General features: G+C 63.9%; 14 protein-coding genes and 1 pseudogene. 6 read left to right on the top strand and 9 right to left on the bottom strand.

Annotated elements, in window-relative coordinates; all coding sequences use genetic code 11:
• Positions 1-10: 10 nt before the first annotated feature.
• Complete coding sequence (edd, locus tag AC0L7P_RS14225) at positions 11-1,816, bottom strand: phosphogluconate dehydratase (protein WP_473433339.1); 1,806 nt, start codon at positions 1,814-1,816, stop codon at positions 11-13.
• 230 nt (positions 1,817-2,046) lie between these two features.
• Between edd and AC0L7P_RS14220 the strand changes: the two genes are divergently transcribed.
• The 3 genes from AC0L7P_RS14220 to AC0L7P_RS14210 are packed head-to-tail and all read left to right on the top strand — an operon-like array spanning position 2,047 to position 3,988.
• Complete coding sequence (locus AC0L7P_RS14220) at positions 2,047-2,193, top strand: RSP_7527 family protein (RefSeq protein WP_473433338.1); 147 nt, start codon at positions 2,047-2,049, stop codon at positions 2,191-2,193.
• 41 nt (positions 2,194-2,234) lie between these two features.
• Positions 2,235-3,446 carry an RSP_2647 family RNA methyltransferase gene (locus AC0L7P_RS14215; RefSeq protein ID WP_473433337.1) on the top strand — a complete coding sequence of 404 codons (1,212 nt, stop codon included), beginning with the start codon at positions 2,235-2,237 and terminating at the stop codon, positions 3,444-3,446.
• Entirely contained in the window at positions 3,443-3,988 is a 546-nt protein-coding gene (locus AC0L7P_RS14210; protein WP_473433336.1) for an RSP_2648 family PIN domain-containing protein, read from the top strand. Before AC0L7P_RS14215 ends, AC0L7P_RS14210 begins: the two co-directional genes overlap by 4 nt.
• On the opposite strand, the gene AC0L7P_RS14205 is transcribed toward AC0L7P_RS14210, so the two are convergent.
• The 6 genes from AC0L7P_RS14205 to AC0L7P_RS14180 form a co-directional block, all read right to left on the bottom strand.
• Positions 3,985-6,024, bottom strand: coding sequence for an ASKHA domain-containing protein (locus AC0L7P_RS14205; RefSeq protein WP_473433335.1), 2,040 nt, complete (start codon positions 6,022-6,024; stop codon positions 3,985-3,987). The genes AC0L7P_RS14210 and AC0L7P_RS14205 overlap by 4 nt on opposite strands.
• A 12-nt stretch (positions 6,025-6,036) precedes the next feature.
• Entirely contained in the window at positions 6,037-6,627 is a 591-nt protein-coding gene (locus AC0L7P_RS14200; protein ID WP_473433334.1) for a hypothetical protein, read from the bottom strand.
• Between the two features lie 190 nt (positions 6,628-6,817).
• Positions 6,818-7,795, bottom strand: coding sequence for a methyltetrahydrofolate cobalamin methyltransferase (locus AC0L7P_RS14195; protein WP_473433333.1), 978 nt, complete (start codon positions 7,793-7,795; stop codon positions 6,818-6,820).
• Positions 7,792-8,445, bottom strand: coding sequence for an HAD family hydrolase (locus AC0L7P_RS14190; protein WP_473433332.1), 654 nt, complete (start codon positions 8,443-8,445; stop codon positions 7,792-7,794). Before AC0L7P_RS14190 ends, AC0L7P_RS14195 begins: the two co-directional genes overlap by 4 nt.
• 9 nt (positions 8,446-8,454) lie before the next feature.
• On the bottom strand, positions 8,455-9,375 hold the full coding sequence (locus AC0L7P_RS14185) for a methylenetetrahydrofolate reductase (RefSeq protein ID WP_473433331.1): 921 nt from the start codon (positions 9,373-9,375) through the stop codon (positions 8,455-8,457).
• Between the two features lie 26 nt (positions 9,376-9,401).
• On the bottom strand, positions 9,402-9,698 hold the full coding sequence (locus AC0L7P_RS14180) for a virulence factor (RefSeq protein ID WP_473433330.1): 297 nt from the start codon (positions 9,696-9,698) through the stop codon (positions 9,402-9,404).
• Positions 9,699-9,932: 234 nt separating this feature from the next.
• Here AC0L7P_RS14180 and AC0L7P_RS14175 point away from each other — a divergent pair.
• A pseudogene (locus tag AC0L7P_RS14175) lies at positions 9,933-11,050 on the top strand (Ppx/GppA phosphatase family protein).
• Positions 11,051-11,299: 249 nt separating this feature from the next.
• On the top strand, positions 11,300-11,896 hold the full coding sequence (locus tag AC0L7P_RS14170; RefSeq protein WP_473433329.1) for an outer membrane protein: 597 nt from the start codon (positions 11,300-11,302) through the stop codon (positions 11,894-11,896).
• On the opposite strand, the gene AC0L7P_RS14165 is transcribed toward AC0L7P_RS14170, so the two are convergent.
• Both AC0L7P_RS14165 and AC0L7P_RS14160 read right to left on the bottom strand, forming a co-directional pair.
• Positions 11,893-12,741 (bottom strand): TPM domain-containing protein, encoded by an 849-nt coding sequence (locus AC0L7P_RS14165; protein WP_473433328.1) that lies wholly within the window; start codon positions 12,739-12,741, stop codon positions 11,893-11,895. The genes AC0L7P_RS14170 and AC0L7P_RS14165 overlap by 4 nt on opposite strands.
• 3 nt (positions 12,742-12,744) lie before the next feature.
• Entirely contained in the window at positions 12,745-13,554 is an 810-nt protein-coding gene (locus AC0L7P_RS14160) for an isocitrate lyase/PEP mutase family protein (protein WP_473433327.1), read from the bottom strand.
• A 311-nt stretch (positions 13,555-13,865) separates the two neighbouring features.
• Here AC0L7P_RS14160 and cysS point away from each other — a divergent pair, with 311 nt between their 5' ends.
• Positions 13,866-15,305: a cysteine--tRNA ligase gene (gene cysS, locus AC0L7P_RS14155; protein WP_473433326.1), complete on the top strand. Its 1,440-nt coding sequence runs from the start codon at positions 13,866-13,868 to the stop codon at positions 15,303-15,305.
• Positions 15,306-15,334: the final 29 nt, after the last annotated feature.

The raw sequence follows: 15,334 nt of genomic DNA, 5'->3' as shown, positions 1-15,334 counted from the left end.
TGCCGGTGGGTCAGACGACCACGCCGGCCCCGTCACTGGCCAGGCCCACGTTCTGGCGGAACACCTCGAACAATTCGCGCCCGACTCCGTGGCCATTGCCGGTCAGATCGGCGGTGACGGGATCGCGCGTGTCCAGATCGACGCCGACCACCTCCAGCGTGCCGGCCACGGCATCCACCCGCACCACATCGCCGTCGCGCAACCGCGCCAGCGGGCCACCCAGCGCCGCCTCGGGCGATACATGGATCGCCGAGGGCACCTTGCCGCTGGCCCCCGACATGCGCCCGTCAGTGACCAGCGCCACCTTCAGCCCCCGGTCCTGCAACACTGCCAAGGTAGGGGTGAGCGAGTGCAGCTCCGGCATCCCATTGGCGCGCGGCCCCTGAAACCGCAGAACCACGATGGTATCCTCGGTGAATTCGCCGCGCTGAAACGCCGGTTTCACGTCGCGCTGATCGTGGAAGATGCGGCAGGGCGCCTCGATGATGTGGCGTTCGGGGGCCACGGCAGACACTTTCATCACCCCGCGCCCCAGATTGCCCTGCAAATCCTTCAACCCGCCGGATTTCTGGAACGGATCAGCGGCCGAGCGCAGGATCTTGGCGTTCAGGGAATGACCTGCGCCATCTTCCCACACCACGCCGCCATCTTTCAGCTTGGGTTCCTTGGCATAAAGCGACAGACCGTCGCCCGCCACGGTCTTGGTGTCGGGATGCAGCAATCCCTGATCCAACAGATCACCGATCATGAACCCAAGCCCCCCGGCGGCATGGAAATGGTTCACATCGGCCAAGCCGTTGGGATACACCTTGGCCATCAGCGGCACGACCTCGGAAATTTCGGCAAAATCCGCCAGATCAAGGATGACCCCGGCGGCGCGTGCCATGGCGGGCAGGTGGATGATCAAGTTGGTCGATCCCCCCGTGGCCATCAGCCCGACGATGCCGTTGACGATGGCCTTTTCATCGAGAATGTCGCTGACCGGGCGGTAATCATTGCCCAGTGCGGTGATTTCCAGTGCGCGGCGTGCGCCCGCATCGGTCAGGGCATCGCGCAGGGGGGTGTTGGGGTTCACAAAGGACGCACCGGGCAAGTGTAGGCCCATGAATTCCATCAACATCTGGTTGCTGTTTGCCGTGCCATAAAACGTGCAGGTGCCCGGCCCGTGATAGCTGGCCATTTCCGCTGCCATCAACTCATCACGCCCCACTTCGCCCGCGGCAAATTGTTGGCGCACCTTGGCCTTTTCATCATTGGGCAGCCCGCTGACCATCGGCCCGGCAGGCAGAAAGATGCCGGGGATATAGCCAAACGTCGCGGCAGCAATCACCAGGCCCGGCACGATCTTGTCACACACACCCAGGTAAACGGCAGCATCATAGGTGTTGTGGCTGAGCGCAACGCCAGCGGCCAGCGCGATCACGTCGCGCGAAAACAGCGACAATTCCATTCCCGGCTGGCCCTGGGTAATGCCGTCGCACATCGCCGGCACCCCGCCCGCCACCTGCGCCGTGGCGCCAACAGCGCGGGCTGCGGCGCGGATGCGGTCAGGGTAGGGTTCAAACGGCTGATGGGCGCTGAGCATGTCGTTATAGGCAGTGATGATCCCGAGGTTGGGCGCGCGACCTGCGGCCAGTGCATCCTTGTCATCGCCCATGGCGGCATAGGCATGGGCCTGATTGCCACAGGTCAGATGGGCGCGGCGTGGCCCCTCATCGGCGGCGCGCGCCATCCGGTCAAGGTATGTACCGCGCGCGCTGTGGCTGCGGGTGATGATCCGGTCGGTGACCTTGGCGATGGTGGCGTTCAGTGACATGTCGGCTGACCTTTCACATTTGGCGGGGGATTGGGGCAATCCCGGCTGGGTTCGGATTTACCGCCCGTCTACAGTATGGTTAGCGCTAACAAAAGGGAGAAATCGCCGCAGGCGGGTGGGCCGTTGCGCCGCACGCATGGCGGATCTGCGCATTTGGGCATGGCCGAGGGCGGTCATGGCGCCTAGCTAGGGGATAGAAAATGCTGCACTTGCACAAAAGGATGGACCCCATGTTTTACAGCACCTCCAAAATCGAACGCGAAGCCCGCCAATTGCGCGCCGAAAGCACCCGCGCCTGGGGTCAGGCCATGGGCCGCTGGATTGCCGCCCGCTTTGCGGCGCTGACCCATGCACGCCCCAAGACCCAGCACAGCTAAGGGCTCTTTCCGGCGCGCCAAATCCGGGATAGGGCAGGGGGATGGAACAAATTGACACCCCCGCCGCCTATCCCGTTGTGCGCCTGTTGCCCAAGACCGACCCCCGGCCCCTGCGCCGGGGCAGTCCCTGGGTGTTTGCAAATGAGTTGGTCGTTGACCGGCGCACCGGCAAACTGCCCCCCGGCACCATAGCCGAGCTTCAGGATGGCGAACGCCGCCCGCTCGGGCTGGTTGCCGTCAATCCCACTTCGAAAATCATCTGCCGGATGCTGGATCGTGACGCAAATGCGGTGATCGACACCGCATGGTTTGCCGCGCGCCTGACCCGCGCCCTGGCCCTGCGCGAACGGATGTTCGACGCGCCGTTTTATCGCCTGATCCACGCCGAGGCCGATGGCCTGCCCGGTATCGTGATCGACCGATTCGGCGATGCGGCGGTCATTCAACCCAACGCCGCATGGGCCGAGGCCCATCTTGAGCAGCTAAGCGATGCCCTGATGCAGGTCACGGGCGTGACGGCAGTGGTGAAAAACGCCACGGGCCGCGCCCGCGCATTGGAAGGGCTGGACGAGGAAACGGCGCTGTTGCGCGGTGCCATTGATGGCCCGATCGCGGTGCCGATGAACGGTGCCACCTATATGGCCGACCTTTTGGGCGGGCAGAAAACCGGCCTGTTTTTCGATCAGCGCCCCAATCACGCCTTTGCCGCGCGTTTGTCCCATGGGGCGCGGGTGCTGGATGTGTTTTCCCATGTCGGCGGCTTTGCCTTGGCGGCGCTGGCGGCGGGGGCCGAAACTGCGCTGGCGGTCGATGGATCAGCGCCCGCGCTGGAGCTGGCCGAGCAGGGCGCGGCGGCTGGCGGTACGGCAGCGCGATTCGCCACACGGCGCGGCGATGCGTTCGAGGTGATGACGGCACTGACCGAGGAAGGCGCGCAATTCGACGTGATCATCTGCGATCCGCCCGCCTTTGCCCCGAACAAAAAGGCGCTTGAGGCCGGCCTGCGCGCCTATGAACGGGTGGCGCGGCTAGCCACGCCGTTGGTGGCACCGGGCGGTTATCTGGGCCTGTGTTCCTGTTCCCATGCCGCCGATCTGGGCCGGTTTCGCGGGGCCTGCAATTCGGGCATCGGGCGGGCCGGGCGTTCGGCGCAGCTTATCCATACGGGCAGTGCGGGGCCGGACCATCCGCAATTGCCGCAACTGGCCGAAAGCGGATACCTCAAGGCGCTGTTTTACCGGCTTGACGGGTGAAAATCCTGCTGGATGCCTGTGTGCTGTTTCCCACAGTCCTGCGGGAAATCCTGTTGGGGGCGGCGGCGCGCGGGCTTTACCAACCGCTCTGGTCGCCGCGCATCCTTGAGGAATGGGCACGGGCCACGCGCAAGCTGGGCGAGGGGGCGGAAACATTGGCGCGGGGCGAAATCGCCCTGCTTGGCGCCCGTTGGCCACAATCCGCAATCCTGCCCCATGACGGGGATCTGCGGCGGTTGTGGCTGCCCGACCCGGACGATATTCACGTTCTGGCGGCAGCCATCGCCGGATCGGCGGATCAGATCATCACGTTCAACGCGCGCGATTTTCCGCGCCATACCCTGGCGGAAGAGGGGCTGACCCGGCAAGACCCGGATCAGTTCCTTTTGGCCCTGTATGCCACGCATTCTGACGAAATCCGCGCCACAGTGGATGATGTGCATGGCACTGCACAGCACCTTTCGGGGGACATCCTGCCCCTGAAACCGCTGTTGAAACGCGCCCGGCTGCCACGTCTGGCCAAGGCGCTGACGCAGGGTTAGCCGCGCCGTCTGCGCCTGCGCCCGCCGTCGCTGCCATCGCCGTTGGTGTTGAACGATACATGCGGCAGGGCAACCACGGCGTTCAGTTCAGGGAACGGATCGGTGGCATGGGGAATCGCGTTGGCGTTGACGAAATGTTCCTGAAATCTTGGAGCGATGGCGGTTTCGACCTTGGTGATCTGATGCACCGTTTCCTCGATCTCGGCCCGGGCGGCGCGGTTCAGCAGGGCAATCCGCGCGCCGGTGCCTGCCGCATTGCCGGCGCTGTGCACATGGTCAAGGGGCGCGTCGGGAATCATGCCCAGAACCATGGCGTGTTTCGGGCTGATATGCGCCCCGAACGCCCCGGCCAGAACCACCCGTTCCACCTTGTCCACGCCGAATTCATCCATCAACAGGCGCGCCCCGGCATAAAGCGCGGATTTGGCCAGTTGGATCGCGCGGATGTCGCCCTGGGTGACCGTGATTTTCGGCCCGCCCTGCGCTGTTGCATCATGCAGGACATAGGAATGGGTGCGCCCCTCGGGGATCAACCGTTCGGTGCCGGTTTGCGCCGCCGATCCGATCAACCCGCCGGGATCGACCAGCCCGGCCATGCGCATTTCGGCCACCGCCTCGATGATGCCGGACCCGCAGATGCCGGTGATGCCGCTGGATTTTGTCGCTTCGGCAAACCCCGGATCGTCGGACCACAGATCACAGCCGATGACGCGCACCCGTGGTTCTTTCGTCACCGGGTCGATCATCACCCGTTCGATCGCGCCGGGGGCGGCGCGCTGACCGGCGCTGATCTGGGCGCCCTCAAAGGCGGGGCCGGTGGGCGAGGAACAGGCCAGAACCCGGTCGCGATTGCCCAGCAAAAGCTCGGCGTTGGTGCCCACATCGACGATCAGGGTCAGCGCCTCTTGCTTGCCCGGTTCCTCGGACAGGGCGACGGCGGCACTGTCGGCGCCCACATGGCCCGCGATACAGGGCAGGATATAAAGCCGCGACGCCGGGTGCAGCGATGTCAGGTCAAGTTCGGCCCCCGTGATGGACAGGGAATCTGCCGTGGCAAGGGCAAAGGGCGCCATGCCCAGTTCCACCGGGTCGATGCCCAGCAACAGGTGATGCATGACCGGGTTGCAGACGATGACGCTTTCCACGATCAGGGCCGGATCAATATCGGCGCTGCGCGCGACCTCGACGGCCAGCGCATCGATCGCACCGCGCACGGCGCCTGTCATTTCCACATCGCCGCCCGGGTTCATCATCACATAGCTGACCCGGCTCATCAGGTCTTCGCCATAGCGGATCTGCGGGTTCATCACGCCGCCCGATCCCAGAACCGCGCCGCTGCGCAGATCGCACAGATGCGCCGCGATGGTGGTCGAACCAAGATCGATGGCCAGCCCGTAAAGCCCATCTTCGTACAGCCCTGGCCAGATATCGATGATCCGCGGCGTCGGGTCGTTGTGGCCCTGAAACAGGGCCACCGTCACCTGCCAGTTGCCCTTGCGCAGGGTCGGTTGCAGCTTGCGCAACATGGGCAGGGATGCGGTGACAGGGCCGGTCTGCCATTGGGTTTCAAGGGCGGTGGACAGGCGTTGCAGATCGCCCGAGGGTTCGTGCATGTCCGGCTCGGCCACCTCGACGAAAAACAGCCGCGTGGCCGGGTCCATGCGGATGTCGCGGGCCGTGGCCTCTTTGCGGATCACCTGTTTGTGAACCTGGCTTTCGGGGGGCACGTCGATCACCACATCGCCTTGTACCGTCGCCTGACAGCCCAGCCGCCGCCCCTTGGGCAGGCCACGGATGGAATCGTAACGTTCCTCGACGCTGTTCCACTCGGACAGGGCATCGGGGGCCACGGTGACACCGTGTTTGGGAAACTGCCCATAACCGGGCGTGCATTGGCATTTGGAGCAAATTCCGCGCCCGCCACAGACGGAATCAAGATCAACGCCCAGTTTGCGCGCGGCTGTCAGAATCGGCGTGCCAGCCGCAAAACGGCCGCGTTTGCCCGAGGGTGTGAAAATCACAAGAGGATCAGTCATAAGCGCAGCCTTTCACAACTGGGACGCAATCAGAGATGGGCCAAACAGCCACACCGCCAGCGGCACGGGCAGCACCGACAGCGCGATGGTCAGCGCCATGGCACGGGGGCCGAACAGCCCGCTGAGCCCGGCAATCAGGCAGATGCCGCCACCGCCGCCGATCACTGAATTGCCCGGGATATTCAGCAGCACCGCCAAAGACACATAGCGGCACCGCACGGCCAGCCCGCCAATGCGCCGGGGCAACCGATGGCGTAGCAGCGCCAGACGCCGGGGGCGCGACAGGGGCGCGATCTGATCCACCAGACGCGCCGCGCGCACCAGCCGCAGATCGAGAAACAGCCGTTGCAGCACCGTGATCGGTAAAAATCGCCCCGCCAGAAACGCCAGCATCAGCCCCACGAGCGTGCCGCAATACACCGCAGGGGCGATTTCGGCGCCGCGCAGCCACATCAGCATGATCCCGATTTCGACGCCGGGCACGAAAGGAAGCGCTGTCAGCAGAGCGTAAAGCACCAGCACCGACAGGATCAGCCCGCCGCGCGCCGCGCCCTGCGCTGCCGGGGGCAGCATCGCCACGGCATCTGTGGCAGCCCCCAGCACCAGATGCGCCCCATAGGCCAGTGCCGCAATCCCAACCAGCCGCAGCGCAATGCGCCAGACCGAGGTTGGCAGGGGCGGGGGTCGGGGTGTTCACGGCCAGGGCTCCGGCGCGCGGAGCTGCGCGTCAGGGCGTATATGGCCGTCAAAACGGCGCGATGACAACCGATGTTCCGGGCCATGGGGGCAGATGTTACCTCCGCCGGCGACGGCCACCGCGCCCGGCGCCGGACTCTGCCGATGCCTTGCTGGCCTCGGCAAAGCTGGCGCCTTCGTTCACCGCGTCCATGATCCGGGAAAAGGCGATCCACTGGGCGCCGTTGGGGTCGTGGTTCATCAGGAAATTGGCGGCGCGGATGGCTTCCATTTCCTGGGCGCGCACCGGGTTCATGATGGCGCTGGTCATGCCGGCCGTGATCGCCATGGGCAAAAACGCGCCGTTGATGCCGTGACGATGGGGCAGGCCAAACGAGATGTTTGACGCACCGCAGGTGGTGTTGACGCCCAGTTCCGCCCGCAACCGGCGCACCAGCGCCCAGACCTGTTGGCCCGCCGATCCCATGGCCCCGATGGGCATGACCAGCGGATCAACCACGATGTCATGGGCGGGGATGCCGAAATCAGCGGCGCGTTCCACGATCTTTTTGGCCACGGCAAAGCGCACGTCGGGGTCTTCTGAAATGCCGGTGTCGTCGTTGGAAATCGCCACCACCGGCACATTGTATTTCTTGACCAGTGGCAGAACCAGTTCCAGCCGTTCCTCTTCGCCGGTGACCGAGTTCAGCAAGGGCCGCCCCTCGGCCACCTCAAGCCCGTTCTTGAGCGCGCCGGGCACCGATGAATCGATGCACAGGGGCACGTCGATCAGGGCCTGAATCCGCGTGATCATTTCGCGCATCAGGGGCGGTTCGACAAAGTTGTTGTCGGCATAGCGCGGATCGTCGACCATCTTGTTGGTGAACACGGCACCCGAGTTGATATCAAGCACCATGGCGCCACAGGCCACCTGCTCCAGCGCATCTTTTTCGATGGTTGAAAAATCCCCCGCCTCAAGCTCGGCGGCCAGCTTTTTGCGCCCCGTGGGGTTGATGCGTTCGCCGATGACACAGAACGGTTCGTCAAACCCGATGACAACGGTTTTGGATTTGGATTCGATGATCGTTCTGGTCATGCGTTGGCTCCTGTCAGGCGGTCCAGATGGGTGTGGAGCGCGGTGTCGTTATAATCGTCAATGGTGTTGTTTGCCCCGGCGCCGATCAGAATGTCGGCAGCCAAACTGGAACGCACCCCGTAGGTAAAAAGACCGGCGCCCCTTGCGGCGCTGATGCCGCTGGGGCTGTCCTCAAGCGCGAAGGAATGGGCGGCCTCGGCGCCCAGATTGGCCAGCCCGGTAAGATAGGGCAGCGGGTCGGGTTTGCCCCGCGCGCATTCATCACCGATGACAATGGTGTCAAAGGCGTCGGACAGGCCCACCGCCTCAAGCATGCCGATGGCGTTCAGGCGCGGCGCGTTCGTCACCACGCCCAGCTTCATGCCCTGCGCCCGCGCCTTGTCAAGAAAGGCGGGCAGGCCGGGGATGATCTTTACCTCGTCCAGACGCTCGCGGAACAGGGCCTCTTTGTGGTCGCCCATGGCGCGGGGGTCTTCGTCGGGAAGGAGGTGCGAAAAGATATCGACGTTCAAGCGCCCATGAAGATGCGTGACGTAATAGGATGCGTCGATCGCCTGGCCGTATCCGGCCATCAGGTCAACGAAAACCGCCGCATGCACGGGGTCGGAATGCACCATGGTGCCGTCAAGATCGAAAAGAATTGCCTGCATATGTCTGACTCAACCTGCCATTGCCGCCGGAACGCCCGAAGCGCCGGCATTTTCCATGGCCCAGGTGGCATTTGCCTTGATCCCGCCAAGGGGAAAGAAATGCACCTGTTCGATATTGAAACCGGGAGTGGCGGCCTTGTGGGCTGCCAGATCAGCGACGAAATCGGTCGGCTCATAGGGCAGCAGCAGCTTGGTCACATCCATTGCCCGCTTTTGCAAGACCCGCAACGATGGGCCAACCCCACAGGCGATGGCGAATTTGATCAGGGTCTGCAATTTCGCAGGCCCCGCCACACCGATATGAATGGGCAGGGTCACGCCCGCGTCGCGCAGGGCGTCGGCCCATGCAATCACCGGTTTGGCATCGAAACAGAACTGGGTCGCCAGCGCCATCTGCGCATCGGTGGTTTCGCTGAACCGCTGTTTCCAGCGCAGGGCGTCGTCCACGGCTTGGGTGCCGCCGTCCGGGTCAATATCGCGGTTGCCCTCGGGGTGGCCCGCCACATGCAGGCGCCTGAACCCGTCAAAGGCACCGCTTTCCAACAGCTGCATGGAACAATGATAATCGCCAACCGGCTGTGCCACCCCACCGGCCAGCAACAGCGCCTGATCCACCCCCGCCTCACCGCGGTAACGGGCGATCCAGTCGTTCAGCGTCGCCTTGTCGGCAATGATGCGCGCCGGAAAATGCGGCATCACGGCAAACCCATCGCGCGCCAGGCGCCGCGCCGTGGCCACCATATCGTCAATCGGCGTGCCGTCGATATGGGCGATGTAAACCCGGGTGCCTTCGGGCAGAAGGGCGCGGAAATCCTCAACCTTTTCGGCGGTGCGCGGCATCACCTCGATCGAGTAATCCTTGAGAAACGGCGCCAGATCCCCGGAGCGGGGGGCGGTGGAATTCTTGCGGCGGAAATTCAAAAGTGCCATCGCGGCCTCCCATATCCGGCAGGGCGTCATGCCCAGCCGTCGTTTGCGATCAATTCAATGATCCTGCCCTTGTCGTATTCCGCCTCGATGCGGGCCGCCTCGCGCTTTGCGACCTCTGCATCCTCGCCCTCGACACTGTATGGCGCGGCCTTGCGCCATTCCGCCAGATAGGCATCGGACTGCGCCGCGCCGGTTTTCATGGCGGCCCGGTCGATGGCCTGTTCAAACCGTTCGGCCAGCGCCACCTTTGCCGCACGGCGCCCCTTTCCGACGATGACCTGCGCGGGAATATCGCGCCAGTAAACGATTGTGACATCCGCCATGGATTCGGTCCTTTGCCTTTTGCCCCTGATACGCGGCAGGGGGCGCTGCACGATGCTGTTTTTCGACACGTCGGACGTGTTCCGCGACGTTGCCCTTCTATCCCTGCCCGGGGGCGGGGCCACCGGGGGCTGCAAGCAAAATTCTCACGATGATTATGAGGTGGGGCGCGCAGCCCGCTTGCACGCGCCGCCGCCGCACACTAGGCTGGCGATAACCAAATGGAGGGCGACGCAATGGCGCCCGAGCGTCCCAAAGGTGCGGGCGCGTTCCCGATCCCGGTCGAGCCACCCGGCACCGCAAAACCCGATCCCGCCGCGCTCTATGCGGCGCTGGATCTCGGCACGAATTCTTGCCGGATGCTGGTTGCCCAACCCAAGGGCAGGCAGTTTCACGTCGTGGACAGTTTCTCCAAATCGGTGCAGCTTGGTCTCGGGCTTGAGGCATCGGGCCGCCTGTCGCGTGCCTCTATGGAACGCACCGTTCAGGCCCTGCGAGATCTGCGGCAAAAAGCTGAAGAAACACAAGGTCGAACACATGCGCCTCGTGGCAACCGAGGCCTGCCGTCGCGCCACCAACGGGGCACAGTTCATGTCGATGGTGCGGCGCGAAACCGGGCTCACCCTCGATATCATCGAACCCGAGGAAGAGGCCCGCCTCGCGGTGATTTCCTGCGCGCCCCTGGTCAGCACCAACACCGAACAATTGCTGGTTGTCGATATCGGCGGCGGCTCGACCGAGCTGGTCTGGATCGATCTCACCCGGGTGCCGAAAATCGAACGCCCCAAGGCGATCATGCGGCTGCATTCCGGCTTTCTGCCCGATCAGGCCTCGCCCTTTGCGGCCGCAAGGGTGGTGGATTGGATCAGCGTGCCACTGGGCGTGGCGACCCTGCGCGATCAGTTCAACGATGTAAAAAGCGATGCCGCGCGATCTCGCCCTGATGAGCTGGTTTTTCGAGGAAAACCTGACCGATTTCGCCCCCTATGCCGAAGAACAAAGCATCGAACGGTTTCAGATCATCGGCACCTCGGGCACCGTCACCACCGTCGCGGCCAGTCACCTTGGCCTGCGCCGCTATGATCGCAACCGTGTGGACGGGCTGCGCATGACCTCTGATCAGATCGACAAGGTGATCCGCGAATATCTGGCCCTCGGCCCCGAGGGGCGGCGCAACGATCCGCGCATCGGGCGCGACCGGCACACGCTGATCATGTCGGGGGCGGCGATTCTTCAGGCGCTGCTGCGGGTCTGGCCCACCAACCGCCTGTCCGTGGCCGACCGGGGCCTGCGCGAAGGGCTGCTTTATGCCCAGATGTCGGCCCACGGTGTGCTGGAAGACGGCCCATACTGAAAACCGGCCCTCTGCCACACGCCCCATTGGCTTTTTACTGATAAAAATACTCTCGCCGAAGGCGTCCCAGCCTGTGCGCGCCGTGCTGCCCCTTGTCATGGGCATCCACCCGCCGACCCACCGGCCAAATCGTGCCGAGCCGGAAAACGTGATCCGCAACGGGGGAACAATCCGGCGCGCAAAGGCCTAGGTAAGCGATGGCGATGCACTGTCGCCACGTGAACTTTATGAGACCCAGGAGCAGAAACAATGAAACTTCTCACATCCACCGCCGCCGTCGCTTTGCTGGCCACCGGTCCCGCCCTTGCCGGCGGTCTGACCCCCGCCCAGCCCGAACCAATCATCGCCCAGCCCGCCCCGGTGATTGCACCGGCGTTCACCGGCGGTGACTGGACCGGCGGCTATGTCGGCGCGCATCTCAACTATGGCAGTGTCAGCCGCGATGCTGACGGCAATGGCGCTGTCGGGGGTGTTCAGGGCGGCTATCTCTATGACTTCGGCCAGTTTGTTCTGGGCGGCGAAGTGGGCCTTGACGGATCGAACATTGATTTCGACGGCGGCGCCGGGTCGCTTGACAGGCTCTATACCGTCAAGCTCAAGGGCGGCTATGATGCCGGGCGCACCCTGGTCTATGGCACCGTGGGCGCATCACGGGCAGATGGCACCTTTGGCGGCGCCGATTTCAATGAAACCGGCTATGTGGTGGGCGCGGGCGTCGATTACATGCTGACCGACAGCGTCAGCCTGGGCGGCGAAGTGAACTATAACCGCTTTGACGATGTAAACGGCTCGGGCAACGACATTGGCCTGACCACCGTGGGCGCCAACGTCAACTATCACTTCTAAGGCTCACCACCGCCCCGAGGCACCACCCCCGAGGAGCTTCCACCGCCGAACGACCCCGAGGATGAGGATTGCCGGATCCTCGGGATCACATAGGTGGAACGCACACGGTAATCACAATCCGGGCAGCGCACATCGCGTTGCCCGGTTCCGTTTCCGGTGCGGCTTGCCGGTGTCAACGTCGTGCGGCTGGCGCGCAACCCGCGATGCCCGCAGTTGGGGCAGCGGCGCAATCGCATGAAAACATCGGCAATCCGGCGGCGAAACACCAGCGCGCCAAAAGCGGCCATGACACTGCCGACAATGACAAACAGCATGGCGTCATCGCTGTTGCCCTCGGGTGCCTGCCCGGCGGCAAAGGGCAGAGCAATCCTCTCGATCACCTTGGCACTGCCGGTCATGATTCCGCGCCGGTAATTGTCGGCGCGAAAAGATGGCAGGAAAAAATCGTCAATCACCAACCGCGCCTGCCAATCCCAGTCACGGGGAAACCCGGCGCCCAGTTCGATCCGCATTTCGCGATCCTCGCGCGCCACCAGAACCAGAATCCCGTCATTGCGCTCGGCGTTGCCGATGCCCCATGCGTTGAACAATCCGGTGGCGAATTCCTCGATCGTGTCGCTGGTGCCGTAATCGCCCCGACGCAGGATCGTCACCACGGTCATTTCTATCCCGTGATCGGTGCGCAGGTTTTGCAACTGCCGGGTCAGATCGGCCTTGTCCGCGTCGGGCAGAAGATCGGCAAAATCGTTGACCTGCGGCGTCAGCGGCTCGGGATAGGTTTGGGCGCTGACGGGGGCGATGAGCAGCGTCAGCGCGAAGAGGGCGGCGAGCAGGTGAATGGGCATGGCTCAACCCAGCATGTCGTTCACTGACGCGCCTGATATGCCCTGCGCCAAGGGGGTGAAATCGCCGCCGGCGAACATCGCGCGCCCAGCGTCAAAGATTGCCCGGTGCGTCACCCGCGCCAGCGCCGATCCCAGGGATATCCGCGCCACGCCGATCCGGGCAAAATCGGCCCGGCTGTGGTTGGCAAACGGCCCGGCGGCCAGGGCGTTGACAGGCAGGGTCGTCGCCTTCACCACAGCCGCCTGATCGGCCAGTGTGCCGGGCATCGGCACGTAAATGCCATCGGCCCCGGCGGTTTCAAACCCGCGCACGCGCGCCAATGCCTCGGTCAGATCATAGGCATTGATCATCACCCCATCGGCCCGGGCCACCAAAAAGAAATCCCGCCCAAGGGTTCGGGCGGCGGCGGCCCCGGCGCGGATACGCTCAATGGCCAGGTCGCGGGCATATGCGGTGCCGGCGTTCAACACCGTATCTTCGATACAGATTCCGGCCAGCCCGATTTCGCCGGCCATGCGCACCGTTTCGGCCACGGTTTCCGGCGCGTCGCCCCAGCCGTTCTCGAAATCGCCCGACACCGGCACCGACAGCGCGCTGACAAAGGTTTCGGCATGGGCCAGCGCCTGATCCCGGGTGACGGTGCCGTCCGGTTGCCCAAGGGTGAACCCATGCGCCGCCGACGACGTGGCCACCGCCTGTGCGCCCAAGGCCACAAGCATTTTCGCACTGCCCAGATCCCAGGCATTGGCAAGGATCAAAGGATCACCGGGGCGGTGCAGGGCGCGGAAGGCGGCGCCGAAATCCTGTGTCATGTCAGTCCTTTCATGATGCCCCATCGACCGGGGTAGTGCAGATGCGGGTCGGATCGCCGGGTTTCATCGCTAAAGAGTGCCAGCTTGCCCCGGAGCGCGCAAATGAAAACCTGTCCGGCCCGGTGACCCACCGAAAAGCTTGCCGCGCCGGCGTGCCGTTGATATGGGGGGCCATGATCATGATTGCACATATCGGCATTTGCATTACCCGCTGACATATCCGCGCGGGCCGGTCTTTTTGTTTTCAATCACACCCGATGTTGCTAAGCCCGCAGCAACGCAGCACCACTGCGCACCATAAGGGACGGCACATGACCGAAATACGCCTGCACAATTCCAAAACCCGCCGCCGCGAGGTTTTTGAGCCGATCGATGCGAACAACGTGCGGATGTATGTCTGCGGCCCCACGGTCTATGACCGCGCCCATATGGGCAACGCGCGGCCTGTCATCGTGTTTGACGTGCTGTTCCGCCTGATGCGCACTCTTTATGGCGCGGATCAGGTGACCTATGTGCGCAACATCACCGACGTGGATGACAAGATCAACGCACGGGCGGCGCAAAGCGGGCGCGATATCGGTCAGATCACCGATGAAACCGCGCGCTGGTATCTTGAGGATATGGCCGCACTGGGCAACCTGACCCCGACCCACACCCCCCGCGCCACGGAATATATTGCCCAGATGGTGGCGATGATCGAAGGATTGATCGCCGCTGGTCACGCTTATGAGGCCGATGGGCATGTGCTGTTTTCGGTGGACAGTTACGCGGAATACGGTGCGCTGTCAGGGCGCAGCGTGGATGACATGATCGCCGGTGCCCGGGTTGAGGTGGCGCCTTACAAGCGTGATCCGATGGATTTTGTCATGTGGAAACCCTCGGGCGATGGCCTGCCCGGATGGGACAGCCCCTGGGGCCGGGGGCGGCCCGGCTGGCATATTGAATGCTCGGCCATGGCGGATGAACTGCTGGGGCAGGATTTTGACATTCATGGCGGGGGCAACGATCTGATGTTTCCCCACCACGAAAATGAGATAGCCCAAAGCCGTTGCGCCCATCCGGGGAGTGAGTTCGCCCGGGTCTGGATGCACAACGAAATGCTGTTGGTCGAGGGCAAGAAGATGAGCAAATCGCTCGGTAATTTCTTTACCGTGCGCGATTTGCTGGAGCGCGGGATACCGGGCGCGGTGATCCGGCTGGTGTTTCTGTCCACCCATTACGGCAAGCCGATGGATTGGACCGACAAAAAGCGTGGTGAGGCCGAGGCAACCCTGCGCCGTTGGGCCGCCATTCTGCACCAGCACGGATATTCGGCGCGCATGGTGGCGGCGCTGAAAGGATCGGGCGACTGGCGGGCGGATGGTGAATTTCTTGGGGTGTTGGCCAATGATCTGAACACGCCCGGCGCGCTGGCCCGTCTGCATGTTCTGGCCAAGGGGCATACGGCACCGGCACTGGCCGGGCTGGCCTTTGGGCTGGAGCTGTTGGGGCTGGTGTCGGATTGGGATTCCCTGGCAGAACTGGCCGGGGTGGCACCGTCGGACCTGGCCTATCCCGCCTGGGTGGAAGGAGTGGTTGAGGGGCTGTTGGCCCAGCGGCAGGCCGCCCGCACCGGCAAGGATTGGGCCGAGGCCGACCGGTTGCGCGATCTGCTGAACGCCGCAGGGGTGCAGGTCAGCGATGTGGGCGGACAGGCCACATGGATGCCGGGGCCGGGGTTTGACCCTTCGGTGCTGGAGGAATTGCAGTGAGCGGCGGTTTTGGGATCAGAGGGCAGAGG

The organism is Oceaniglobus sp. K40-3 (assembly GCF_055808395.1).
This window is presented reverse-complemented; position numbering and strand designations above follow the sequence as displayed.